The 25,090-nt window shown below is 62.8% G+C and carries 17 protein-coding genes and 1 riboswitch; of the genes, 9 read left to right on the forward strand and 8 right to left on the reverse strand.

Annotated elements, in window-relative coordinates; genetic code table 11:
• Nucleotides 1-422: 422 nt before the first annotated feature.
• A complete protein-coding gene (queF, locus tag ACI3K3_RS20925) occupies nt 423-884 on the forward strand; it encodes a preQ(1) synthase (RefSeq protein WP_404917222.1) in 462 nt (153 codons plus the stop codon).
• A gap of 117 nt (nt 885-1,001) precedes the next feature.
• On the opposite strand, the gene ACI3K3_RS20930 is transcribed toward queF, so the two are convergent.
• Nucleotides 1,002-1,268: a hypothetical protein gene (locus ACI3K3_RS20930; protein WP_404917224.1), complete on the reverse strand. Its 267-nt coding sequence runs from the start codon at nt 1,266-1,268 to the stop codon at nt 1,002-1,004.
• 116 nt (nt 1,269-1,384) lie between these two features.
• On the opposite strand from ACI3K3_RS20930, the gene ACI3K3_RS20935 reads away from it, so the two are divergent.
• Nucleotides 1,385-2,944 carry a GNAT family N-acetyltransferase gene (locus ACI3K3_RS20935; protein WP_404917226.1) on the forward strand — a complete coding sequence of 520 codons (1,560 nt, stop codon included), beginning with the start codon at nt 1,385-1,387 and terminating at the stop codon, nt 2,942-2,944.
• Nucleotides 2,945-3,131: 187 nt separating this feature from the next.
• Here ACI3K3_RS20935 and ACI3K3_RS20940 read toward each other — a convergent pair whose 3' ends face one another.
• The gene (locus ACI3K3_RS20940) at nt 3,132-3,689 is read right to left on the reverse strand and encodes a nucleoside 2-deoxyribosyltransferase domain-containing protein (RefSeq protein ID WP_404917228.1); all 558 of its coding nucleotides are present in this window, start codon (nt 3,687-3,689) and stop codon (nt 3,132-3,134) included.
• A 152-nt stretch (nt 3,690-3,841) separates the two neighbouring features.
• Nucleotides 3,842-5,488: an alpha-glucosidase gene (locus ACI3K3_RS20945; protein WP_404917230.1), complete on the reverse strand. Its 1,647-nt coding sequence runs from the start codon at nt 5,486-5,488 to the stop codon at nt 3,842-3,844.
• Between the two features lie 224 nt (nt 5,489-5,712).
• Here ACI3K3_RS20945 and ACI3K3_RS20950 point away from each other — a divergent pair, with 224 nt between their 5' ends.
• From ACI3K3_RS20950 to glgX, 5 genes are read left to right on the forward strand one after another with little or no spacing between them, the layout of a single operon-like run.
• Entirely contained in the window at nt 5,713-8,157 is a 2,445-nt protein-coding gene (locus ACI3K3_RS20950) for a glycogen/starch/alpha-glucan phosphorylase (RefSeq protein ID WP_404917232.1), read from the forward strand.
• Nucleotides 8,154-10,328: a 1,4-alpha-glucan branching protein GlgB gene (gene glgB, locus ACI3K3_RS20955; protein WP_404917234.1), complete on the forward strand. Its 2,175-nt coding sequence runs from the start codon at nt 8,154-8,156 to the stop codon at nt 10,326-10,328. Before ACI3K3_RS20950 ends, glgB begins: the two co-directional genes overlap by 4 nt.
• Nucleotides 10,329-10,356: 28 nt before the next feature.
• Entirely contained in the window at nt 10,357-11,619 is a 1,263-nt protein-coding gene (gene glgC / locus ACI3K3_RS20960; protein ID WP_404917236.1) for a glucose-1-phosphate adenylyltransferase, read from the forward strand.
• Nucleotides 11,620-11,648: 29 nt separating this feature from the next.
• Entirely contained in the window at nt 11,649-13,112 is a 1,464-nt protein-coding gene (gene glgA, locus ACI3K3_RS20965; RefSeq protein ID WP_404917238.1) for a glycogen synthase GlgA, read from the forward strand.
• A complete protein-coding gene (gene glgX / locus ACI3K3_RS20970) occupies nt 13,109-14,920 on the forward strand; it encodes a glycogen debranching protein GlgX (RefSeq protein WP_404917240.1) in 1,812 nt (603 codons plus the stop codon). Before glgA ends, glgX begins: the two co-directional genes overlap by 4 nt.
• Here the strand turns inward: glgX and ACI3K3_RS20975 are convergent.
• Together ACI3K3_RS20975 and ACI3K3_RS20980 are read right to left on the reverse strand one after the other, a co-directional pair.
• Entirely contained in the window at nt 14,856-15,974 is a 1,119-nt protein-coding gene (locus ACI3K3_RS20975; RefSeq protein WP_404917242.1) for a glycosyltransferase family 4 protein, read from the reverse strand. The genes glgX and ACI3K3_RS20975 overlap by 65 nt on opposite strands.
• Before the next feature lie 103 nt (nt 15,975-16,077).
• Nucleotides 16,078-17,544 (reverse strand): oligosaccharide flippase family protein, encoded by a 1,467-nt coding sequence (locus ACI3K3_RS20980; protein ID WP_404917244.1) that lies wholly within the window; start codon nt 17,542-17,544, stop codon nt 16,078-16,080.
• A 688-nt stretch (nt 17,545-18,232) separates the two neighbouring features.
• Here ACI3K3_RS20980 and ACI3K3_RS20985 point away from each other — a divergent pair.
• Nucleotides 18,233-18,907, forward strand: coding sequence for a sugar transferase (locus ACI3K3_RS20985; protein ID WP_404917246.1), 675 nt, complete (start codon nt 18,233-18,235; stop codon nt 18,905-18,907).
• Nucleotides 18,908-19,283: 376 nt separating this feature from the next.
• Here ACI3K3_RS20985 and ACI3K3_RS20990 read toward each other — a convergent pair whose 3' ends face one another.
• The 3 genes from ACI3K3_RS20990 to ACI3K3_RS21000 form a co-directional block, all read right to left on the reverse strand.
• On the reverse strand, nt 19,284-21,410 hold the full coding sequence (locus ACI3K3_RS20990) for a putative bifunctional diguanylate cyclase/phosphodiesterase (protein ID WP_404917248.1): 2,127 nt from the start codon (nt 21,408-21,410) through the stop codon (nt 19,284-19,286).
• Nucleotides 21,411-21,724: 314 nt separating this feature from the next.
• Nucleotides 21,725-22,423 (reverse strand): glutathione S-transferase family protein, encoded by a 699-nt coding sequence (locus tag ACI3K3_RS20995; RefSeq protein WP_404917249.1) that lies wholly within the window; start codon nt 22,421-22,423, stop codon nt 21,725-21,727.
• Nucleotides 22,424-22,495: 72 nt separating this feature from the next.
• Complete coding sequence (locus ACI3K3_RS21000) at nt 22,496-23,656, reverse strand: glycerophosphodiester phosphodiesterase family protein (protein WP_404917251.1); 1,161 nt, start codon at nt 23,654-23,656, stop codon at nt 22,496-22,498.
• 229 nt (nt 23,657-23,885) lie between these two features.
• On the opposite strand from ACI3K3_RS21000, the gene ACI3K3_RS21005 reads away from it, so the two are divergent.
• Complete coding sequence (locus ACI3K3_RS21005; RefSeq protein ID WP_404917253.1) at nt 23,886-24,605, forward strand: DUF899 family protein; 720 nt, start codon at nt 23,886-23,888, stop codon at nt 24,603-24,605.
• A gap of 105 nt (nt 24,606-24,710) precedes the next feature.
• Nucleotides 24,711-24,940, forward strand: a riboswitch (cobalamin riboswitch).
• Nucleotides 24,941-25,090: the final 150 nt, after the last annotated feature.

Here is a 25,090-nt window from a genome sequence, read left to right on the forward strand (position 1 = left end):
CGGCAGGAGCGTCCGGCGCCGTTTCCCGCGGGGTTACCGTCGGGTTCTGCGGATCGACCGGGCCTTGCGGGCGAGACGCGCTCTGGCTGTCCTGCTGGCCGGGCGGAAGGCTCCAGGTCGCCTGCGCGAAAGCCGTGCCGGGGCCTGCCAGCAAGCCGGCGACGAGCGCTGCGCGCGAAAGAAATGTTGTTGCAGATGTATTCACGATGCCCCGCACCCAGCTCCCAGTTTTGCACCACGTCCAAATGGACCGCCCGCTGAACCCGGCGTTAATGCGGATGGCCCGCGCGGTAAGGCGTGAGCGATCATAGCCGAATGTGCCCCCTTGGGGCAATCTCGCGAGATCCGCTTTCCGGCGCCCACACACCCTAATGCGCCGCACCGGGTTGAAGCAGGGGCTCGCGCCACCTATCAAGGCGGGCATGACTGATACTTCCATGACTCCGCTGCATCTCGGCCAGAACAGCGCGCTGCCGACGTCTCCCGAAGACGCCGTGCTGGATTATGTGCCCAATCCGCGCCAGGGCAGCCTCTATCTGGTGCGTTTCGCCGCGCCTGAATTCACGTCGCTTTGCCCGGTAACCGGGCAGCCGGATTTTGCGCACCTCGTGATCGACTATGCGCCGGGCGAAACCATCGTCGAATCCAAGAGCCTCAAGCTCTTCCTGGGATCGTTCCGCAATCACAACGGCTTTCACGAGGATGTGACGGTGGGCATCGGCCAGCGTCTGTTCGACGAAATGAAGCCGCGCTGGCTGCGCATTGGTGGTTACTGGTATCCGCGCGGCGGCATCCCCATCGATGTGTTCTGGCAGTCCGGTACTCCCCCCGAAGGCCTCTGGGTGCCCGATCAGGGCGTTCAGGGATACCGTGGCCGGGGCTGAAGCATCCTGACATAAGCGGAGGCGCCGGTTGATGCCGGCGCCTCCATGCCCCCGGACTTTCCTTCGAGCGTCTGCCTAGGCGCCGTTCTCGAAGTCCGTGCCGGGATACGTAGCTAGTTATCTGGCCGCGAATTGCACGCCGTTCACCCGTCTCAGATCGACGGTGCCCTTGCCGAGAGAGGCAAGCTGGCTGTTGGAAAGGCACTGCGCGAATACGGTGGGCGCCTCGGCTTTCATGGCGGCTTCGGTAGCCAGCGCGTCGTCGAGCCGGGCCGAGCAGGCGGCTCGGGATTCGTAGGTCTGCACGGGGGTGGACAGCCTTTCGCAGGCCGATCCGTCGTCGCTGCAACCGAACAGGGCGAGGGCGATGAGAGTGGCGCTCATTCTTCTCTCCTTTCAGAAGCGATAACGGCCGCGTCGCGAAAAATATCCCGCAAGATGCGGCAAAGATTCGCTTTCCAGGCTGGAACCCTCAGGCTTCCCAGGCGTAGAACTGCCCCATGGACCAGACCAAAGCCAAGCTCATCATCCGCGCCGCCACCGTAGCCGATGCTCCGGCCATCGCCCGGCTGTCGGTAAAGGTCTACGGCAAGGCCGATGCTTTCACGCGCGCGGAAATTCGCGGCCAGGTGATCAACTTCCCCGAAGGCCAGTTCGTGGCCGAATACGATGGCAAGGTCGTCGGCCACTGCGCGACGATGATCGTTACCGCCGCCGAAGCCTTTCGTCCGCACACCTGGGAAGAGATCAGCAATGGCGGATACGGCCGTCCGCCGTCGAACGACGGCGACGTGCTCTACGGCTTCGAAGTCTGCGTCGATCCGGACTACCGGCGCCTGCGCATCGGCCAGCGTCTCTACCGCAAGCGCAAGGACGTCTGCCAGTATTTCGAGCTGAAGGGGATCGCCTTCGCCGGTCGCATGCCCGGCTATTCGCGGCGCAAGCGGCAATACCCGAACCCTGCGGATTATCTCCAGGCCGTGCGCGACAAGAAGGTTCGCGACCAAGTGATCCAGTTTCAGATGAACGAGGGCTACGAGCCGCGCGAAATCCTGCCCGACTACATTCCGAACGACAAGGAAAGCGGCGGCAACGCCGTGCTCATGTATTGGACCAACCCGCTCGCGCCGCGCGACACGGGCAAGGCGGTGCCGGGCTTCAAGGAGCGCGTCCCTTCCACCGTGCGCGTCGCCACCGTGCAGTTCATGATGCGCAAGATCGAGGCGATCGACCAGTTCGAGGAGCAAGTGGAATACTGGATCGACGTGGCGGCAGATTACGAAAGCGACTTCGTGATCTTCCCCGAATTGTTCACGCTGGAACTGCTCTCGATCGAGGAGACCAAGCTGGAGCCCGTCGCCGCGATCGAGAAGGTGGCGGACTACACCGAGCGCTTCGTCGAGTTCATGCAGCGCATGGCGGTGAGCTACAACATCAACATCATCGGCGGATCGCACCCCACCCGCATGAAGCTGGGTCAGGGCAAGAGCGAGATCCGCAACATCGCCTATACTTTCCTGCGCGACGGGGCGGTGCACGAAACCCAGAAGCTTCATCCCACCCCGTCCGAGCGCAAGTGGTGGAACATCAAGGGCGGCTACGGCGCCAACGTGATCCCGACCGACTGCGGCCCGATCGGCGTGATGATCTGCTATGACAGCGAGTTCCCCGAGCTCTCCCGTCACCTCGTCAACCAGGGCGCGCTAATGCTGTTCGTGCCGTTCTGCACCGACGAACGGCGCGGTTTCCTGCGGGTGCGCTATTGCTGCCAGGCCCGCGCGGTGGAGAACCAGTGCTATGTCGTCACCTCGGGCGTGGTCGGTAACCTGCCCAATGTGGAGAACATGGACGTCCACTATGCCGAGAGCGCGATCCTCACGCCTTCGGACTTCCCCTTCGCGCGCGACGGCGTGGCCGCCGACACCGCGCCGAATACGGAGACGATCGCCATTGCCGATCTCAGCCTCGACGCGCTGCTGACCGCAAGGCAGTCGGGCGCGGTGCAGAACCTGAAGGACCGGCGTTTCGATCTCTACCGGGTGGAATGGACGCAGCAGTAAGGGGATTTGTGGGCGGACGGGGCGGTACGCTCCCCGAAAGTGCAACGTCATCCTGAACTCGTTTCAGGATCCATTTCGCCGATCATACGGCCGTTCGAGCCGCGCGATGGATCCTGAAACAAGTTCAGGATGACGAGTGGATTGTTGAAGTGCCGTGCGAAGGGTAGCCGACTTGCGGGCGGTCAGCCTATTTTCCGGCCCCTGCCTGCCGCTTCGCCTCAATCACCCGCCTGCGCGTCTCGGCGATCAGCTCATCGAGGCTGTGCACCTGTTTCACGCCGTAGCGCTCGCCGGTGATGTCCACATTACCCTTGCGCCAGAAGCCGGGCGGGCAGAGCAGCACGACTTTTCCGGAGCGGGCGTGGAGGCCGAGTTCGAGAAGGCTGACAGGGCTTTGCGATCCCGGCGCGAGGTAGAGGATCACCACATCGGCACTGTCGAGCGCGGCCAGTTCCCATTCGACCTGACGGCGGAACTCCGGTTCGTCGGCCTCCGGCTTCCAGGCCGGGTTCCAGTCCGGACGGCGAGGATTGAGCAGCACCACGTCTTCGCCTTGCAGCGCGTCGATCACCTGCCGTTGCCAGTCCGGCGCGGAACCCATGTCGATGCTGCCGCCAAGGAAAACGCGGGGAAGCTCGTGGCGAGCAGGCAGCGCTTCGGGTGAAGTGACGACTTGGGCTTCAGCCCTTGCGGAGGCAGGCAGGACGGCGCCCAACAGGGCGAGAACGGGAAGGGCGTGCTTCATAGTCCGCCCCTAGAGCATTTTCTAATCAGGCGGAATCACCTGATGACTCGGAAAATGCGGCAAACAAGAAACCTGGAGCGGTTGATCCGGTGCCACCGGATCGGGAACCGCCCTAGCCATGTGTCGCTGCCCGTCGCCAGCGAAATTTGAACTCAGGCCGAAAGCCAGAGCGCGCCATAGCCCGGAAGCGCGGACCGGGTGGCGCCGTTGACGGCCAGCAATATTTCGCCCTCGCACCCGTCGAGCGCCAGCGTTTCGGGAGAGAGGTTGAACAGGCAGAGCACGCGCTCCGACCCTTCCTCGCGCTCGAAGGACAGCAGCGACCCTTCGGCATTGCACCCGATCAGGGCGCCGTGGCGAAGGGCGGCGCTGGCATTACGCAGGGACAGCACCTCCCGCGTGAAATGGAGCAGCGAGGCAGGATCGCTCTCCTGCACGGCCACCGCGCGGGCCAGGTTGTCCGCCGAGAGCGGCAGCCACGGTTCGCTCGTGGTGAAAGCTCCAAAGGGAGAGTTTTCCCAGGGCAGCGGCGTGCGGGCGCCGTCGCGAGAAAGCGTGAGCGGCCAGTTGGCGATGGCCTCTGGATCCTGCAGATGCTCGAACGCGATCTCGTCCTGCAAGAGGCCAAGCTCCTCGCCCTGGTAGAGTATCACATTGCCGCGCAGGGCCATGAGCAGGGCCATCTTCACCCGGGCGAACGCGTCCCGATGCTCCGGGGCGGACCATCGGGAGACGGCGCGGGGCGCATCGTGGTTTTCGAAGGCCCAGCTTGGCCACCCGCCGGTTTCGTCCGCAGCGAGTTCCCAGCGGTCGAGCGTCTCGGCCACGAACTGCGCGGTGAGAGCGGGGGCGTAGAGGAAGTCGAAGCCGTAGGCGCTGTTGAGGCGATCGTTCCCGGAGGTGTAGGCGCGGCGGTCGATCTGGGGATGGTCTCCGCCGATCTCGGCGACGGTGTGGATCGCGCCGAACTGGTTGCAGAGCGTACGCAGCCGTTCGATGAAAGGGACCATCCCCGGATGCGACTGGCTGTAGGTCTTGAGCTGGAAGTCGAAGGGCCGGGTGCGGATGCGGCCGTCGGCGGGCGCGGGCGGATTGTCGCGCAGCAAGGGGTCATGCATCGCATGGTTGAGCGCGTCGAGACGGAAGCCGTCCACGCCCCGCTCCAGCCAGAACCGCGCTGCGTCCAGCACGGCGTCCTGAACGGCGGGGTTGTGCATGTTGAGCTGCGGCTGCTCCTTGAGGAAGGTGTGCATGTAGTATTGGCGGCGGCGGGCGTCCCAGGTCCAGGCCGGACCGCCGAACACGGACTGCCAGTTGCAAGGCGGGGTGCCGTCTTCCCTGGGATCATGCCAGACGTACCAGTCTGCCTTGTGGTTGCCGCGATCCGACCGGCTTTCCGCGAACCAGGGGTGAAGGTCGGACGTATGGGCATAGACCTGGTCGATGATGACCTTGAGGCCCAGGGCATGGGCATGGGCGACCAGCGCGTCGAAATCGGCCATTGTTCCGAAGACGGGGTCCACGCCGCAATAGTCGGCCACGTCATAGCCGAAATCGCGCATGGGAGAAGTGAAGAAGGGCGAAATCCAGATCGCGTCCACCCCCAGGCGTGCGACATGGTGTAGGCGGCGGGTGATACCGGCAAGGTCGCCCACGCCGTCACCATTGCTGTCCTGGAAGCTGCGCGGATAGATCTGGTAGATCGCGGCGCCCTTCCACCATGGCACCGGGCCATGCGAGGCCGATGTCTGCGCGGCGGTAGAATCGCGTTGGACGGGGGCGGTTTCGATCAGGCTCATGCGCACCTTTCGCTGCGGTTCGGCGGGAACATTAGCACCACGGCGAGGGCTAGGCTCGAAATTTTTGCGGCACTGCACAATGTCCCTTGTCGCGGACCAGCGCTGTGCTAGCCATGATTGCATGGCCGGTGAGCGGAAGCAGTCTCTCTGCCGGGCAGCAGGATCATGCTTTTGGAAAACCGGCGTTTTATGCGTCTGTTGTCCAAGGATCAGGAGTTAAGTCCATGGCGAGCGAACCCGTTTCCGGCAGCCCGGTGCCAAGCTCTTCGCAACAGGCCCCCTCGGAAATGGACAAGCACATCGTGCGGGTGCTTCGCCAGCGCGTGGGCAAGGACGAGCGGGCCGCCAAGCAGCATGACTGGTATACGGCCTCGATCCTGGCCCTGCGGGACGAGATCATCGAGAAATGGATCGATTCCACCCGCCGCACTTACGATTCCAGCGGCAAGCGGGTGTACTATCTCTCGATGGAGTTCCTGATCGGCCGCCTGCTGCGCGACGCGCTTTCGAACATGGGCATGACCCGCGAGTTTGAGGCCGCCCTGAAGGCGCATGGCCTGGACCTTGTGGCGCTGGAAGAGCTTGAGCCCGACGCGGCGCTCGGCAATGGCGGGCTCGGCCGACTGGCGGCCTGCTTCATGGAAAGCCTGGCGACGCTGGACATCCCGGCCTACGGCTATGGCATTCGCTATGTGAACGGCATGTTCCGCCAGCGCATAGACGACGGCTGGCAGGTCGAGCTGCCGGAAACCTGGCTGGCGCACGGCAATCCGTGGGAGTTCGAGCGGCTCGAAAGCACCTATCGCATCGGCTTCGGCGGCGAAGTCGTGGCCGAGGGCGACGGCGTGTTCTGGCACCCGGCCGAGCAGGTCGAGGCAACCGCGATGGATACGCCCGTGGTCGGCTGGCGCGGCAAGCGCGTGAATACCCTGCGCCTCTGGACCTCCAGCCCGCTCGATCCGATCAAGCTCGATGCCTTCAACGCCGGCGACCACTTCGGCGCGCTGGCAGAGCAGGTGCGGGCGGACAGCCTCGTGCGGGTGCTCTATCCGGCGGACTCCAGCCCCGCCGGGCAGGAACTGCGGCTGCGGCAGGAGTACTTCTTCACAGCCGCCTCGATCCAGGACATCGTGCGGCGCCACGTCCAGTACCTGGGCGATATCCGCAGTCTGCCGGATCAGGCCGCGATCCAGCTGAACGATACGCATCCTTCCGTGGCGGTGGCGGAACTGATGCGGCTGCTGGTCGACGAGAACGGGCTTGAGTTCAACGAGGCCTGGGACATCTGCCGCCGCACGGTATCCTACACCAACCACACGCTCCTGCCCGAGGCGCTGGAATCCTGGCCGCTGCCCCTGTTCGAGCGCCTGCTGCCGCGCCACATGCAGATCATCTACGCGATCAACAGCCGCGTGCTGCGAGAGGCACGCAAGGCGGGGTGCAGCGATGCCGAAATCTCCGCGATATCCCTCATCGACGAGAATGGCGAACGCCGCGTCCGCATGGCGAACCTGGCGTTCGTCGGTGCCCATTCGGTCAACGGCGTCGCGGCGCTTCATACTGACCTGATGAAGAAGACGGTCTTCGCCGACCTGCACAAGCTCTACCCGGACCGCATCAACAACAAGACCAACGGCGTCACGCCCCGTCGCTGGCTCCAGCAGTGCAATCCCGACCTCACCCGCGTGATCCGCGAGGCGATCGGCGACGGCTTCCTGGACGATGCGGAAAAGCTTTCCGATCTCAATCCGCTTGCCGCAGACAGCCAGTTCGGGGAGCAGGTGGCAGGGGTCAAGCGCGCCAACAAGGTGGCGCTTTCGGACTATATCAAGAAGACGATGGGCCTCCGCCTCGATCCCGACGCGCTGTTCGACGTCCAGATCAAGCGTATTCACGAATACAAGCGCCAGCTGCTCAACCTGATCGAGACGGTGGCCCTCTACGATCAGATCCGCAGCCATCCCGAGCGCGACTGGGTGCCGCGGGTCAAGATATTCGCAGGCAAGGCCGCGCCGAGCTATCACAACGCCAAGCTGGTCATCAAGCTGGCCAATGACATCGCCCGGCGCATCAATGCCGATCCTTCGGTGGGCGGGCTGCTCAAAGTGGTCTTCGTGCCGAACTACAATGTCAGCCTGGGCGAGCGGATATTCCCGGCGGCGGACCTGTCGGAGCAGATCTCGACGGCAGGCATGGAGGCATCCGGCACCGGCAACATGAAGTTTGCGCTCAACGGCGCGCTGACGATCGGCACGCTGGACGGCGCCAATGTCGAGATCAAGGATCATGTGGGCGACGACAACATCGTCATCTTCGGCCTGACCGCAGAGGAAGTCGCGGCGAAGCGGGCCAGCGGCTATAATCCGCGCGAGGTCATCGATGGTTCGCGCGAACTGAGCCAGGCGCTGACCGCCATTGCCTCGGGCGTGTTTTCTCCCGACGAGCCAGACCGCTACAAGGCCTTGATCGGCGGCATCTACGACCATGACTGGTTCATGTGCGCCGCCGATTTCGACAGTTACGCCGCCGCCCAGCGCTCGATCGATGCGCGCTGGGAAGACGTTGCGGGCTGGCGGGCCGCCACCATCAGGAACATCGCCAATGTCGGTTGGTTCTCCTCGGATCGGACGATCTCCGAGTATGCCAAAGACATCTGGAAAGTCCTGTGAAGCCACCCGAAAGCGCCCTCGAAACTCTTCTCCAAGGCCTCAACGCCGACCCGTTTTCCCTTCTCGGACTCCACGCCGGGCCTGACGGAGCCTATGCCCGCGCGATCCTGCCGGGCGCCGAGACGGTGGAGGCATTCAGCCTCGACGGCCGCCGCCTTGGCACGCTGGGGAAAGTCGACGACCGCTTCCTGTTCGAAGGCAAGCTCATCGGTAAACCGCAGCCGATCCGCTATCGCTGCACGGCGGGCGACAATGACTGGCTGGTCACCGACCCCTACACGTTCGGGCCGGTGTTGGGGCCGGTGGATGATCTGCTGATCGCGCAGGGCACGCATTTCCGCCTGTTCGACAAGCTGGGCGCCCATATCATCCGGCACGAAGGCGCGAGCGGCGTCCATTTCGCTGTCTGGGCGCCGAATGCGCGACTGGTCAGCGTGGTCGGCGATTTCAACGATTGGGATCCGCGCCGCCACGTCATGCGCGATCGCAAGGATATCGGCGTCTGGGAAATCTTCATCCCCGATATCGCCGACTACCGCGCCTACAAGTATCACATCATCGGCGCCGACGGCATGGTCCAGCCCCTGAAGGCCGATCCTTTCGCCTTCATGTCGGAAATCCGCCCCGCCACCGCCTCGATGACGGCGCATCCGGCCAAGCTCGACTGGGGCGACGAGGCGCACCGTGCGCATTGGGCCAAAGTCGATCCCCGGAAGGTCCCCGTCTCGATCTATGAGGTCCACGCCGGCTCGTGGCAGCGCGACCGCTTCAACTGGTTCCTCAACTGGGACGATCTGGCGGACCGCCTGATCCCCTACGTGGTCGAGATGGGCTTCACCCATATCGAATTCCTGCCGATCAGCGAGCATCCCTACGATCCATCGTGGGGCTACCAGACGACTGGGCTCTACGCGCCCAGTTCGCGGTTCGGGGAGCCCGCCGGCTTCGCCCGCTTCGTGGACGGCGCGCACCGGGCCGGGATCGGCGTGATCCTCGACTGGGTGCCCGCCCATTTCCCCACCGACGATCACGGCCTCGTCCGCTTCGACGGCACCGCCCTCTACGAGCATCAGGATCCGCGCCTCGGCTTCCAGCCGGACTGGAACACGCTGATCTACAACTTCGGCCGGCGCGAGGTGCAGAGCTTCCTCGTCAACAATGCGCTGTTCTGGGCGGATCGCTATCACGTGGATGCCTTGCGCGTCGATGCCGTGGCCTCGATGCTCTACCGCGACTATTCGCGCAAGGAAGGGGAGTGGATCCCCAATGCACAGGGTGGGCGTGAGAACTGGGAAGCGGTGGACTTCCTGCGGGCCACCAATCGCGCGCTCTATGGCCAGCATCCCGGCGTCTTCACCATCGCCGAGGAATCGACCGCCTGGCCGGGCGTCACCCAGCCCGCCTATGATGTCGAGGACGGCGGCCAGCCGACCTCGCTGGGCTTCGGCTTCAAGTGGAACATGGGCTTCATGCACGACACGCTGCGCTACATGGCGCGCGATCCGGTGCACCGGCGCTATCATCACAACGACATCACCTTCGGCCTGATGTACGCCTTTTCCGAGAATTACGTCCTGCCGCTCAGCCATGACGAAGTGGTTCACGGCAAGGGGTCGCTGCTGAACAAGATGAGCGGCGACGACTGGCAGAAGTTCGCGAACCTGCGCGCCTATTACGGCATGATGTGGGGCTATCCGGGCAAGAAGCTGCTGTTCATGGGGCAGGAATTCGCCCAGCGCCGCGAGTGGAGCGAGGAGCGCGCGCTCGACTGGGACTTGCGCGATGCCCCTGCCCATGAAGGCATCCGCAATCTGGTGAAGGATCTCAACCGCGTCTATCGCGAAAAGCCCGCGCTCCACGGCGGAGACTGCGACGGGAACGGCTTCGAATGGCTGGTGGTGGACGATGCCGCCAATTCCGTCTTCGCATGGCTGCGCAGGGCGGAGGGCGCAAGGCCCGTGGCAGTGATCTCCAACATGACCCCGGCTATACACACGGGTTATAGACTGCCGCTGCCGTGCAACGGCAAGTGGAACGAGATCCTGAACAGCGATTCTCCGCACTACGGAGGAACCGGCAAGGGCAATCTGGGGCAAGTGACGGTTTCGGACGGTCAAGCCACCGTGACGCTGCCCCCCCTGGCGACGATCATGCTGGAATATGCAGGCTGAGACGGCGATACGAAGGAGAGAGAGTGCAATGAGGACGCCGACCGGATCGCCACTCGCGCGTGATGCCATGGCCTATGTGCTTGCCGGCGGACGCGGCAGCCGCCTGGCCGAACTGACCGACAATCGCGCCAAGCCCGCGGTCTATTTCGGCGGCATGAGCCGCATCATCGACTTCGCGCTTTCGAACGCGATCAACTCGGGCATCCGCCGCATCGGCGTCGCCACGCAATACAAGGCGCACAGCCTGATCCGGCACATGAACCGCGCCTGGAATTTCATGCGGCCGGAACGCAACGAAAGCTTCGACATCCTGCCGGCCAGCCAGCGCATTTCCGAACTGCTCTGGTACGAGGGCACGGCCGACGCGGTGTTCCAGAACATCGACATCATCGCCTCTTACACGCCGAAGTACATGGTCATCCTGGCGGGCGATCACATCTACAAGATGGACTACGAATTGATGCTGCAACAGCACGTCAATTCTGGCGCGGACGTCACCGTGGGGTGCCTGGTGGTGCCGCGCAAGGATGCGACGGCCTTCGGTGTGATGCACGTGGACGAGAACGACGTTATCACCTCGTTCCTCGAAAAGCCGAAAAATCCGCCTTCGATCCCCGGCGATCCCGACCATGCGCTGGCATCGATGGGCATCTATGTCTTCGACACCGAGTTCCTGTTCGAGCAGCTTCGCCGAGATGCCGCCGATCCGGATTCCAGGCGCGATTTCGGTGGGGACATCATCCCCTACATCGTCAAGCACGGGAAGGCGCAGGCCCACCGCTTCACCAATTCCTGCATCCGCGCCGCCGAGGAAATCGAGGAATACTGGCGCGACGTCGGCACGGTGGACGCCTATTTCGAAGCCAATCTCGACCTTACGGACACCGTACCCAAGCTCGACATGTACGACCGCGACTGGCCGATCTGGACCGACACCGTCGTCGCCGCCCCGGCCAAGTTCGTCCATGACGAGGAAGGGCGGCGCGGGCAGGCGATTTCCTCGCTGATCAGCCAGGACTGCATCGTCTCCGGCTCGCTGGCGCGGCGATCGTTGCTGTTCACCGGCGTGAAGATGGGCAGCTTTTCCGAGGTCAATGAGGCGGTAATCCTGCCTTACTGCAACATCGGACGCCATGCCCGTCTTTCGCGCGTGGTGATCGATTCCGGCGTGCGCATCCCGGAAGGGCTGGTGGTGGGCGAGGATCCCGAACTCGACGGTCGCCGCTTCCGCCGCACCGACAATGGCGTGTGCCTGATCACCAAGCCGATGATCGATCGCCTGGGCCTGTAGGGCCCTGACGTGATCCGCCTGAAAAGGGAATGTCGTTGAAAGTCCTTTCCGTAGCTTCCGAAGCCGTGCCGCTGGTCAAGACCGGCGGGCTCGCCGATGTCGTCGGCGCGCTGCCCGCTGCGCTTGCGGGACACGGCGTGGAGATGACCACGCTCTTGCCCGGTTATCCCACGGTGCTGAAGGCGCTCGGCCGCGCGCGGGCGGTGCATGCATGGGATTCGCTTCTGGGCGTTCCGGCCAGGCTGTTGGCAGGCAAGCTCGACGGCTATCCGCTGCTCGTACTCGATGCCCCGGCACTCTATGCGCGCGATGGAGCACCCTATGCCGATGCGGCAGGGCAGGACTGGGCGGACAATTGGCAGCGCTTTTCGGCCCTCGGCCGTGCCGCCGCCGATCTGGCCGGAGGGGCGATGGCCAGCCGGGGCAAGGCGCTGCGGTTCGACCTCGTCCATGCGCATGACTGGCAGGCGGCGATGGCCTCCGCCTACCTCCGCTTCGCGCCTCTCGGCGGCGAGGCCGGGCGGGTGCCTTCGGTCGTCACCATTCACAACATGGCGTTCCAGGGCTGGTTCGGCGCCGAGGTCTTCCCACGCCTGGGCCTTCCGGCGGAGGCCTGGTCGATCGACGGCGTCGAGTATCATGGCGGCATCGGCATGTTGAAGGCCGGCCTGGCCTGCGCGGATGCGGTGACCACGGTCAGCCCCACTTACGCGCGCGAAATCCGCAGCGCCGCCTTCGGCATGGGGCTGGAGGGCCTGATCGTGGCACGAGGCCGCGCGGTTTCCGGCATTCTCAACGGCATAGATGCCGCGACCTGGAACGCCGCGAAGGATCCGGCGCTCCCTGTCCGCTACGATGCACGCAAGCTGGATCGGCGGGTGGCAAACAAGCGCGCGCTGGAAGCCGAATTCGGGCTGGACGCGGATGACGGTCCGCTGTTCATCGTTATCACCCGACTGACCTGGCAAAAGGGAATGGACGTCCTGCTGGACGTGCTCGACCATCTGGTCGGCCTCGGCGGAAGGCTGGCTCTGCTGGGATCGGGTGACGCGGCGATGGAGCAGTCTTTTCAAGAGGCGGCCGCGCGCCATCCGGGCAGGATCGCCGTGCGCATCGGCTATGACGAGGCACTGTCCCATCGTATGCAGGGCGGCGGCGACGCCATTCTCGTGCCTTCGCGCTTCGAGCCTTGCGGCCTGACCCAGCTCTACGGCCTCGCCTATGGCTGCGTTCCTGTGGTGGCACGGACGGGAGGACTGGCCGATACGGTGATCGACGCAAATCCCGCAGCGCTGGCTGCCGGCGTCGCCACCGGCGTTCAGTTCGACGGTGTGCACTATGATGCCCTGTCGGCAGCGCTCACCCGCACCGTCGATCTCTACGATCGCCCGGAGCAATGGCTGGCCGTTCAGAAGAACGCGATGAAATGCGACTTTTCGTGGAAGGCAAGCGGTCAGGCCTATGCCGACCTCTATCGCGCGCTGAGAGCATGACACGGCTGGGCATTTCGATCGGGGTGGGACAAACCCGTTTCGCGGTGCGCAGCCCCCTTGCGGAAAAAGTCTGGCTTTGCCTGTTTTCGGAAGCCGGCGAAGAGCGCCATGCCATGACGCGGGATGGGCCGAACTGGTTTCTGGACCCGCCCGGCGACCGAACCGGCACGCACTACGGCTATCGCGCGACGGGTGCCTGGGCACCGGAACGGGGGCTCTGGTTCGATGAAACCAAGTTGCTCGTCGATCCTTACGCGACCGAACTGGACAGTCGTTTCGTACAGGATCCCCGACTTCGCCATTTCGGCGTGGATACCGCCGATATCGTACCCAAGGCCGTGGTTTCCGCAACGGCAGACCCGGTGGCGTTGCAGCCTCCACACTTTACGCCGGGCGGGCTGATCTATGAAGTCAACGTGCGTGCGTTTACGTGGCTTCACCCGGAAGTGCCCGCGTCCTTGCGAGGTACCGTAGCCGCTCTCGCCCATCCGGCCGTGGTGGCGCATCTGAAGAAGCTGCGGGTGACAGCGGTGGAACTGATGCCGGTCGTCGCCTGGATCGACGAACGCCACCTGCCACCGCTCGGGCTTGTCAACGCCTGGGGGTACAACCCGATCGCCATGATGGCGCTCGATCCCGGCCTTTGCCCCGGCGGCATTGCCGAACTTCGCGAAACCGTGGCGGCGCTTCATGCCAATGGCATCGGCATGCTGCTCGATCTGGTGTTCAACCACACAGGCGAAAGCGACGTGGACGGCGGCGTGGTTTCGCTTCGGGGGTTGGACAACGCAGCCTATTCCCATGCACCCGACGGCACGCTCATCAACGATACCGGCTGTGGTAACACGCTTGATTTCGCGAACCCTGCGGTCCGAGCCCTGACGCTGGATGCCATGCGTCATTTCGTGGTCAGTTGCGGCATCGACGGCTTTCGGTTCGATCTTGCCCCCGTTCTGGCGCGCGGACCCGGTTTCGATCCGCAGGCCCCGATTTTCAGAGAGATCGCGGCAGACCCGATCCTTTCTACGCGCGTGATGATAGCCGAGCCTTGGGACATCGGGCCGGGGGGCTACCAGCTCGGCAACTTTCCAAGCAACTGGTTCGAATGGAACGATCGTTTCCGTGACGATCTGCGCCAGTTCTGGCGCGGCCACCAGAGTATCGGCACTTTGGCCACGCGGCTGGCAGGATCCAACGACGTATTCGGCTCTACGGGCGACGAAGCGTGGTGCCGATCCATCAACTTTATCGCCTCGCACGATGGCTTTACGCTGACCGATACCGTTTCCTATGAACAGCGGCATAACGGGGCGAACGGCGAACAGAATCGCGACGGCCATGTAGAGAACTTCAGCTGGAACAATGGCGCCGAAGGCCAGACGGATGATCCCGCGATAGCGGCGGCCCGCCGCGCCGATCTCAAGGCGCTGCTGGAATCGCTTTTCGCATCCACGGGAACGATCATGCTGACCGCTGGGGATGAGTTCGGGCGTACACAGCAGGGCAACAACAACGCGTACTGTCAGGACAACGCCATCGGCTGGGTGGATTGGACGAACCGGGATCGTGAGCTTGAAGACCACGTTGCCGGGCTGGCGGCGATGCGGGCGTCCGATCCGGCAAAGTTTGCGCGCCTTCATTCCGACCTGCGATGGCTGAATGAGCAAGGCGCTGAAATGACTGTTCCGGACTGGGCGGCGCCCGACGCGAATTCATTGTCCTGGCAGACAGGTGGCAGGCATTTCACGATCGACCGCGAGCGCCGAAGCGTGGAGATCGTGGCGGTTCCTGAAGAAGACTGGAAATGACCGCCTGGAGCCGTTCACCGGCCTTGTTCCATGTAAGTTGCGCAGCCCTTATGCGGCCCCGCCTTTTCAGTTCCTGCCGCAGTTCCGGATCATCGAGAACGGCTTCGATCGCCTTTCGGAATGCGCCGGGATGGTTCGGGTCCACGAGCAGGGCAGCGTCTCCACATACTTCCGGCATGGCGCCCGCGCGCGTGGTGACGACCGGAGTTCCACAATGCATGGCCTCGACCGGGGGCAGCCCGAAGCCCTCGGTGAGCGACGGAAAGACGAAGACGGCAGCCCCTTCGTAAAGGGCACGTAGTTCAGCGTCGGAAACGAAGCCGGCAAATATGGTTCCCTCGGGCGGCTGCCATCCTTTCTCTCGATAGGCACTTGCGTCCGGCCCGCCAGCCACGACCAATGGGCATGGTCCGGCCAGCGGCTCTCGGAGCGCTTCGAACACCCGATGCAGGTTCTTGTAGCGCTTGGCTGTCCCGATAGCGAGAACGTAGCTCCCCTGATCCAGCCCGAGACGCTTAAGGATTTCGCCGCAGGCCTCGGGTTGAAGCAGGTGATCCGTGCCATTGTGCACGACGTCTATCTTGTCGGGATCGGCAATGGCATGCGCTGCAAGGGTGCGCCGAGCGAACTCGGAAACCGTAAGAATGCGCCGCGCACGACGTCCGATCCACGGCAGCATGCGCCGATAAGCAATCGCTTGTCGCCCCGAATAGTCGTCGGGATAAAGGAAGGTCTGGGCATCGTGGATCATGACCAGGCTGTTCTGGTGAAGCAACGGTGCGAGGTTGCAGAAGTTGACGAGCAGGTTCCCCGAGGCATGCCTGGGTAGGGTCACCATCTCCCATCCCTGACCGGTTCCCAGCAGCCCCTTCACGCGCTTGGGAGCGAGATTTGGGAACCCATCTATGGATTTCGAATGAAGCGGCGCCAACAGACGTACAAGGTGTTCGTTTGCCATCCGGCTGATCAATTGATCGCTATAGTGTGCGGCAGTTCGATGAACGCCGTTAAGCGGGGCGCTCAAGAACTTACCGTTGATATCGATACCGGCCACCGGTTCAAAGACCCTGCTGCCGTGCGCTTAGGCACTTGGGTTGGCGTTCCATGATAAGCGTTCCGATGTCCGCATTCATCGCTTGATATCCCCTAATCATTTTTCAGCCGGAAAATGCGTCTAGGCTGAAGACGCGCCAGCGGGCGCCGAGAAAAAGCACCGCCAGCGCCAGGACGGCTGAAGCGGAGAGGTAAATTGCCAATGTCATGCCGACGGAGCTGGCGATGGCGGTAAGATCGCTGTGCTTCACGGCGAGAAGGGCCAGTCCGAAAATCAGGGTGAGCAGACAGGCCAATATGAAGTTCCGCACGGCTTCGCCCACGCGAACGCCACCTTTCCATCGGATCAGGTGGAAGGCCCAGAGTGTGCTCAGGAAAACGACCCCCGCCTGAGACCAGGCCAGCACTTCGATGCCAAATGGGGCGGCAGCAACGATGGCCGCGATCGAGGCGATGGCCGTGATGAAGTTGTAAGCCATCACCCATGACGTGCGGTCGAGCGCGGCGAAGACGGGTTCGACCAGCATCTGACCGACGCCTGCCACGCCTCGCAGTCCCATGGCATAAGTGACGACCATGGCTGCGAGATAAGAAGGTTGGAACAGAGCCGAGACTACAGGTTCACCGAAAACTATGATGACCGCACCAACCATTCCCGTGAGTAGTGCGATTGTACCTGAGAGACGGGCAAGTACGGGCGCGAGGTCCTGTTCTTGACGCGCGGCGCTTCCGAACTGGGTTGATGCGAAGTTGCTCATGGGCTGGCTGAGGATGTCCGTTGCGCCAGTCGCGACTCTGTTCCCGAACCGATAGAGACCTACGTCGGCTGTCGAGTGGAACAGCCCGAGAAGGACGTCGCCGGAATAGCGTGACAGGAAGGCGAGAAAACGCGAGCCATAGAGATTGCTGGAGAAAACCGCTGCCTTTCGCGCCAGGGCAACGTTGAACCCGGGATTTGGCCAGGTTCGCCCTCCCAGCATGAATAGCGCTGCTCCAAATGCGATCCGAGCATAGCGCGCCGCTACGAGCGCATAGAGAGAATGCCAGTACCACAGCAGCAATGCGCCGCTCACGAGCGCCACGAGATTTTCGAGGAAGACGAAGCGGAAGTTGCGAGCTACTTCACGGCGTCTCAGCAGTGTCGCGGATGACCAAGCAACGAGCGCTGCGGCCGGTTGGGCAAGTGCCAGCAGCACAAGCACAAGCCCGAGATCGGGCGTCGAAAACAGCCATTGCAATGGATAGGCCGCCGCAGCCAGGACAAGGGATGCGGTGCCGACCAGGAGCACGATCAACCAGAATCCCGTCGATACGATTTTATCCTCGTCACCTTTTGCGGCGAGGATGAACTGGAAAACACCGGTATAGGTAAGCGTCTGAACAAGTATTACGAAGACATTTGCGAGAGTGAACACCCCGAACTCGGCCGGCATCAGAAAGCGAGCCGCAAGCAGCGTCATGACCAGGGTTGCGGCCTGTTCCAAGGCGCGGGCCGTGAATGCGAAAAGCGCCAACCCTCCGCGCTGTCGGAATTGCCGCAAACCTCCGTTACTCATGGCAGCGGTATTCATAGGGCGGCCGAAGAGATGCCATTGCTGGAAAAGAGGCGTTCGAGCGCGATCTGGAGCGGAGTTCTACGTTCGTTGTCTGCCTCGCGAGGTCTTAGTCGCAGTGCGGCTTGCATCTGACGATGCAGGATTCTCCGGTCCAGCAACAAGACACCGGCAGTGAACATGAAAGCCAAGGTTCGTGAACTCCGCTGATATTATGACGAACACGACCTTACCTGTGCTCGTCTACCCAGATTGGCTGACCTTAGCAGCGCCCGTCATCTTACCTGCCGAAGATGCCGCCGAGTTGGCGAAGTCTTCCGTCAATCTTTAATCGGCAAGGGCGCTTGAACGGTTCCAGCCTAACTGGAACGATCGAATTGCGCTCCGCAAACTTGGACGAAGCTGCATATAGGTACCAAAATTCGGTCAACAGACGAAGCGTCCAGAATCGATGCTATATCGGATGTAGAGGGATAGGTTTCGATAAATAGCAATTTTTACTTAGGTGATAATATCGCCAATTCGAACTGGATTATTAGTAAAGTATCCAAGTTGGAAGATTTTCATGTTGCAGCCGCGAAGACGCTGCTGGTAGTTCCTCGTTAACGAAGGACTAAGGGGGCTGACTGGCCCGACAGGGGAAGGCATGGGGAACATTCAAGCATCGAGGCTATCTAGGCGTGTCGGCTTTTCGCCAACGACCAGTTTGTCGGATTTCAATCCCGAATTGAATGTGGTTCGTCCAGGTGTGCCAAGGATCATCACGGCGGGCGAAGCCATCGCTTGGCGCATGTTCGATCTGGTGGCTGCTCTATCAATACTCTGTTTCATGATACCGTTTCTCGCATTGCTTGTCTTGGCGACGTTCATCAGCGATCCTGGGCCAATTTTCTATTCGCATCGCCGGATTGGCCATCGCGGGCGGTACTTTCACTGCTTGAAGTTCCGAACCATGCGGGTGGATGGGGATGCTATTCTTGAAGCCCATCTTCGGGCTTCTCCCGCCGCGAGGCGCGAATGGGAGGCGACGCACAAATTGCGGGACGATCCACGCGTAACCCCACTGGGCGGCCTTATGCGTAAACTCAGTTTGGACGAGTTTCCGCAGCTGTTGAACGTGTTGTCAGGTGAAATGAGCCTCGTCGGACCAAGGCCAATCGTCGAACAGGAGGTTCATAAGTATGGGTACTACTTTGAGCACTACTGCCGCGTCCGTCCCGGCCTTACAGGTATCTGGCAGACGAGCGGCCGAAGCGATACGTCCTACCACCAGCGGGTTACGATGGACGTCGCCTACGTGAGGCGGAAAAGTCTGGGCCTCGACCTTTGGTTACTGGCGAAGACGCTTCCCGCCGTGCTACTGGCAAAGGGATCCTACTAGAGCATTTTCCAATCAGATGGAAATCATCTGATGACCTGGAAAATGCGACAAACCGTGAGCTTAGAGCAGTTTATCCCATGCAATCGGATCAACTGCTCTAAAGATGCACCCAGGCTTGGTAGGCATTGCCCAGAATGCACCAGCAGATAAAACTTCCGACACTTCCCAACACCCAGCCGGCGAGCGAAATTTTCCCGCAGAGGCTTTGGCCTGCTTCAGCTTCACATGCTCGCTCCTCGATCATGCGACCTCTCCCAATTGCTTTGTCAATTTGAGATGTTCTATCGGCAGAATATGTCTCGACCGGATTTCGACAAGCGGTAACTGCTCGAAAATGTATCATTGTTGAAAAGGGAGCGGACGAAGCCGTTCCGACTCAAACTACGCCGAGGACGGGCTCGCCTGTACGATAGTCGACGATAGCGGCGGCATTGTTCTGGAGGGTGATCAAATTTTGCGCCGCAATCCGCGCCGGCGCAGGCTTGCCGAACTGGTAGCCTTGCGCGAAGTCGCAACCCCACTTGCGCAAGGTGGCGGCTTCGGTGATTTCCTCAATGCCTTCGGCCACCACGTCGATGTCCAGCTTGTGGCAGAGGTCGATCACGCCCTGGATCAATGTGGCGCTGCGCCGTTCGATCAGTCGGCCGCCACGCACGAAGCTTTGGTCCAGTTTGAGCCGATGGATTTCGAATTCCGACAGGTAACTTAATGAGGAGTAGCCGGTGCCGAAATCGTCCAGGGCGATGATGTAACCCCGATCGCGGAGACCCTGGAGGTTGGCATGCACCGTAGGCGACTTGTTGAGCAGGACGCCCTCGGTGATCTCGAAACCGATGGATTTCGGCGCGACGTCGAAACGGGCGCGGTTGAAGTCGATCTGATCGAGCAGGGCCGGATTTTCAAGTTGCAGCGGCGAGAGATTGATCGAAGTGCGCAGCTCCGGCCAGCGGCGGCTGTCCCGGAAGGCCTGCTGGATGATCCATGCGCCAAGTTGCGGCATCAGGCCGAGCTTTTCGATGACGGGGACGAACACGGCAGGCGTATCCTTTGCGCCGCGCTTCAGGCGTAGCAACGCCTCCACCCCGGCAGGCTTCATCGTGCGCAGGCTGATGATCGGCTGATAGAACAGTTCGAAGCCTTCATCCTCGATGGCTTTTTTCATGCGAGCCTCAAGGCCTTTGCGGCTCTTGAAGGCTTCGCCGAGAGCCGGGTCGTAGACGACATGGCGGGCCGGGCCGGCTGCTTTCGCAGCTCCCAGCGCAATGTCGGCATGGCGCATGAGTTCGCTGGCGGTGTGGCCATGCTCTGGAGCGGCGGTGATGCCGGCCGAGATGGTAACCGAAACGGTTTCGCCGTCCCGCGTTTCCCGTGTGACCGTTGTGCCGGTCGAGCGCGGGCCAAGCTCGAAAATGTCTGAGCTTCCGACGATCAGCACGGCGAACTCGTCGCCATCGAGGCGAGACACAAGGCATTGCGATCCCTGAAACTCCTTGAGCAACTGCTTCCCGAAATCACGGATCACCTGGTCTCCGGCACGGTGGCCGAGTTCTTCATTGATCGCGCTGAAATCGTCGATGTCGAGCAGGATCAGTCTGCAGGCTTGCGAACCGGCGATCTGTTCCAGTTGCTTGATGAAGGTTGCGCGGTTCACCAGTTCGGTGACGGGATCGAAGAGTTCGAGATATCGCGCGCGCCGCGAATTGGAGTCCGCTTCGTCTTCAAGATTGCTGGCACGCTGAGCCAGCATCAGAAACAGGCCGAGGACGGCGGCACCGATCGCCAGGGTGGCCGGTATTACATACTTGCGGATCGCTTCGCCGGGCCGCGCCGGATGCCAGGCGAGCCTGCCCAGAAGCGTGCCGTCCGCCGCGGAAAGTTTGACGCTGCGCACGCTCGGCGACGTGGCTTCGCGAGGACTCAGCGCGGTGAAACCGTCGAGCATCAGCGTACCGGCCCAGCGGTTGAGCATGGGATCGTCGAGATAGGTAATGGTGACCAGCGTCAACGGTTCTCCGGAGGCCGGGATGCGCGATGCGGCAGCGACGACGGGGACACGGTGGATTGATGCCAGATCTGCCTTTGCGCCAGGCGCGGTCTTGCTATTGACGGGGGGCAGGGCATTAACCAGTCCGCCAGCAGCATCGCGAATTTCCTCCAGATCGTTGGCGTCGGCCCGGCCGCCGCGCGTATAGCCGTAGATCGCGCCCGAGCGGGTAACGATAGCCACGGCTCTGGTCGGCTCGCTGGCTACGGCAGGGCGGCCCAGTTCGCTGTCCAGCCAGTTGGCCGCTTCGTCCGGTCCCAGCGCCGCGATCCTGCGGGCGGGTTCCAGTCGCGCGCTGGTGGCTGCCGCTTGTTCGGCAGCGCTTTGGAGCGTGCGGGCGACTGTCTTCTCGACCTGCTCTTGCTGCCGGTCGGCGGCAATCCGATCCATGGATTGCGAGGTCACGAACAGCGCGGCCGATCCCCCGAGCGTCAGCCCGAGCAGACCTACGATCGCCACCACACCTCGGTGACCTGCCAGTTTGTGGCCGTTAAGCATTCGCGATCCCTACTCGCTTCCCGGGGCCATACCCCCATCGAAGCACATGCATTAACCGGCTTTCGTCAACAAATCGCAACCAACACGACGGCCTTGGGAAACACGCCGTGGTGGCGCAGATCGGCCAGCCGAACCTATTCCAACATACATTATAGGCGGAAACGCCAGGATAATGTCAGGCAATGGGTGGAATCAGCGTAAACCTTCGCCGTGCTCGATGGAGTTCGAGCCAGTCTGGTCGTGACCATGCGGCTATAAGCGGTTGGGAATCGCGTCTATCCAAGCTCAGGCGGCGCGGGGGATGTGGCCGGGCGGTCGATCGGTCGAGCCGCATTGGCCGCCTCGAACACCGCGCGCTGGTCGGCGAACGCGCGTTGGTAGGCCGGACGCGCTTCGCCGCGCGCGATGTAGGCCGAAAGTGCCGGGAAATCGCTTAGCAACGACGTTGCGGCCAGGCGGCGCAAGACGGTCACCATCATCAGGTCTCCGACGCTGAAACCGCCGTCCAACCATTCGGCGTCACCGAGCCGGGCGCATAGCTGGCTCAATCGGTCGTGCACCCTGCGGTCGAGCATCGGCTGCCGGGCCTTCTGCCACGGTTGGTCGCGTTCGAGCAGGAGGGCCATCGTGCACTCGACGATGGGTGGCTCCACCGTGTTGAGCGCGGCAAAGACCCAGGCTTCTGCCCGCGCCCGCGCGTCTGCCGCTTCGGGCAGGATTCCGGGATGGTTGCGGGCAAGATGAAGAACGATGGCTCCCGATTCGAACAAGACCAGACCTTCTTCCTCGAAGCTTGGAATCTGCCCGAAGGGGTTGAGCGCAAGGTGGTTCGGTTGCTTCAGCGCCGCGAACGAGAGCAGCCTGACATCATAGGGCAATTCGAGTTCTTCCAGCGCCCAGCGCACGCGCATGTCGCGGGCAAGACCCTGCCCGCGGTCGGGCGAATCTTCGAAGGCGGTGATGGTGATGGCCATGGCGACGCTCCCGGAAAGTCGACATGATACCATGCGCCCGATCGTCGGACGATCCCGAACCGGCCGGGTCGCTCAGGTTGAGCTATCGACGGCGATCCGGCCGAGCCCGGGATCGTCTGTGAAGAACGAATCGACCCCTGCGTCGATGTAGCGGCGGAGCAGGTCGATGCAGGCCTTGTCCTGGCGCGCCGCTTCGTTCCCCGCGCCCCTGAAGTCAGTCGGGAGGAAGGCGTTTTCGGGCCGCACCGTCCAGGTGGAAACGAGCAGACCTGCTGCATGGGCGTCCCGGACCAGCGATGTGGGCCGGCCGAGTGGGCCGGATTTGCCGGAGGCGTCGCCGTAGGGGATCACGCCCTGGAGGGCTGGCGATATCCAGTCCGCATAGGCTTTCACGTCGGCCAGACCGGCAGGCTTGTGCATCTGTGCGTAAGTCAAGGTGCCGCCGGTTGCCGCGACGTCGGGCGGGCGCACGTCCAGCGGCACAGTGAGTTGCAGGAGTTGCAGCTTGGGATAGGCGGCGATGCGGGGACGGAGCCATTTCAGATTGGCCACCTCGAAGCTCTGGACGATCACCGGGGCAGTGGAGAGATAGTGGCTGGCCGCAACCCGATCGAGGAAGCGTTGCTCTAGCGGCAGGCCGATTTTCGTGAAATAGGTGGAATGCTTGATCTCTGGGATCAGCCCGATGATGCGGCCGCGCGCGGCGGATTCCGCAGCCACGAAATCGGCGATCTCCTCCAGCGTGAGCAACTGGAATTGCCCGTCGTAGCTTTTGCTTTCCGGCCGCATGGCACCTAGCCGCTCTACGGCGCGCAGGGTCTTGATCTCCGCCAGCGTGAAATCCTCGGTAAACCAGCCGGAGATCGTCTCGCCGTCGATGATCTTGGTGGCCCGGCGGCTGGCGAACTCGGGACGGATCGCGACATCGGTGGTTTCGGCTATGTTGTTCTCGTGACGGGCGATGAGGGCGCCGTCGCGCGTCGAGACCAGGTCCGGCTCGATGAAATCAGCGCCTTGTTCGATCGCCTTGGCATAGGAGGCCAGAGTGTGTTCCGGCCTCAGCGCCGAGCAGCCACGGTGGGCGATGACCAGCGGCTTGCGGCGAGGCTCGGCTTCTTTCGCGGCCGCAAGCAGGGGACGGGTGCCGAGCGCGCCACTCGCCACCGCAAGGCCGGTGCCGGCACGGATCAGCCCGCGCCGCGAAAGGGTGCTTCCAGTGTTCGAGGTCGGCATGTGCATCCTTGGTGTTCGTGAATGACTATCAGGATATGCACGGCGGCTAGGCGGGTTTCATGACAGGTTGCGGTCGGTTTCGCGGCAGGGATCTCAGCAGCCTCAGGGACTTGCGCAAGCTGTGCACTTTCGCAGGGCTTGCCGCCTCGCGGGTTTTCCCGAAGCCCTACGCGTGCGGCGAGAACTCTTCGGCCTCCAGCGCGTTCAGGCATGGAGCAGGAGGCCGGACATGGAACACCTCAGCTATCCGAACGAAAGCGCCGAATATCGGCGGGCGCGCAACGCCTTGCTCGATGCGGAGATGGCGCTGCGCCGTCAGGTGGAAGCCGTTGCCGCCCTGCGTCGCGCCTTGCCTCCGGGCGGCGCGATCAGCGAAGACTACCTCTTCACACGGCTCGACCTTTACCAGCGGGAAGAGCGGGTGCGGCTATCCGAGCTTTTTGAGGGAAAGCCCAGCCTGATCCTCTACAGCTATATGTTCGGGCCGGAGCGAGACGAACCCTGCACGGGATGCACGCATCTGCTCGACGGCCTGGACGGAGCAGCCAGGCATGTCGGGCAGGTCGTGCCCTTCTACGTCGTGGCCCGTTCACCGCTGTCACGGCTGGTCGCCTGGGCGAGGGAGCGACGCTGGCCGCACCTTCGCTTCCTTTCGGCCGAGGGCAACAGCTACACGAACGACTACTTCGGCAACACCGCCGGCGTCTCCCAGCCCATGCGCGACGAACGTGGCTACGAAGCCGGAACGGACTGGGATGAGCCGATGATCAACGTCTTTCGCAAGGAAGGCGGGACGGTGAGGCACTTCTGGGGCGGCGAACTGGTCTATGCCCCGGAGGAGCCGGGCCAGCATCACCGCGCGCTCGATGCGCTCGATCCGGTCTGGGGCTTGCTGGATCTCCTGCCCGAAGGACGGGGATCGTTCTTTCCCCGGCTCACCTATCGCTGAAGCGGTGCGGCTGGGGCTGCACGGGGCTATATCGCACCTTGCCCGCTCTTGCGCATCGGTATCGCTTGGGTTAGCGCGCCGGAGCCCGTCGGTTCGAACAGGATCGGCGGGCAAGATCGCGCCGGTGCCTCGCGAGAGGCTTAATAGGGAACGCGGTGAGGGGGCTTTGCCCTCGAATCCGGGGCTGTCCCTGCAACTGTAAGCGGTGAGCAAGATGCCGGGGCTTCCATAGGGAAGCCGGCCACTGGAACGCGCGCAAGCCGCGCAACCGGGAAGGCCGAGCATCGCGCTTCGACCCGCGAGCCAGGAGACCTGCCGGCGTATCTGTCGCTCTTGCCCTGGCCCAGGGATAGGCCATGGCTCGGTACTCCGCGTGAGCGACGAAGCCGTGTGGCTGGGGCCGCATCGGTGCACGGCACGGGCGCTCGTCGCGCCGCCCGTCGTTGCGCGCCGACCGACATGCGTCGGCAAGCCCCGGTCTTCGT

It is taken from the genome of Novosphingobium sp. ZW T3_23 (genome assembly GCF_044987305.1).
In the GTDB taxonomy this organism is placed as follows: Bacteria; Pseudomonadota; Alphaproteobacteria; order Sphingomonadales; family Sphingomonadaceae; genus Novosphingobium.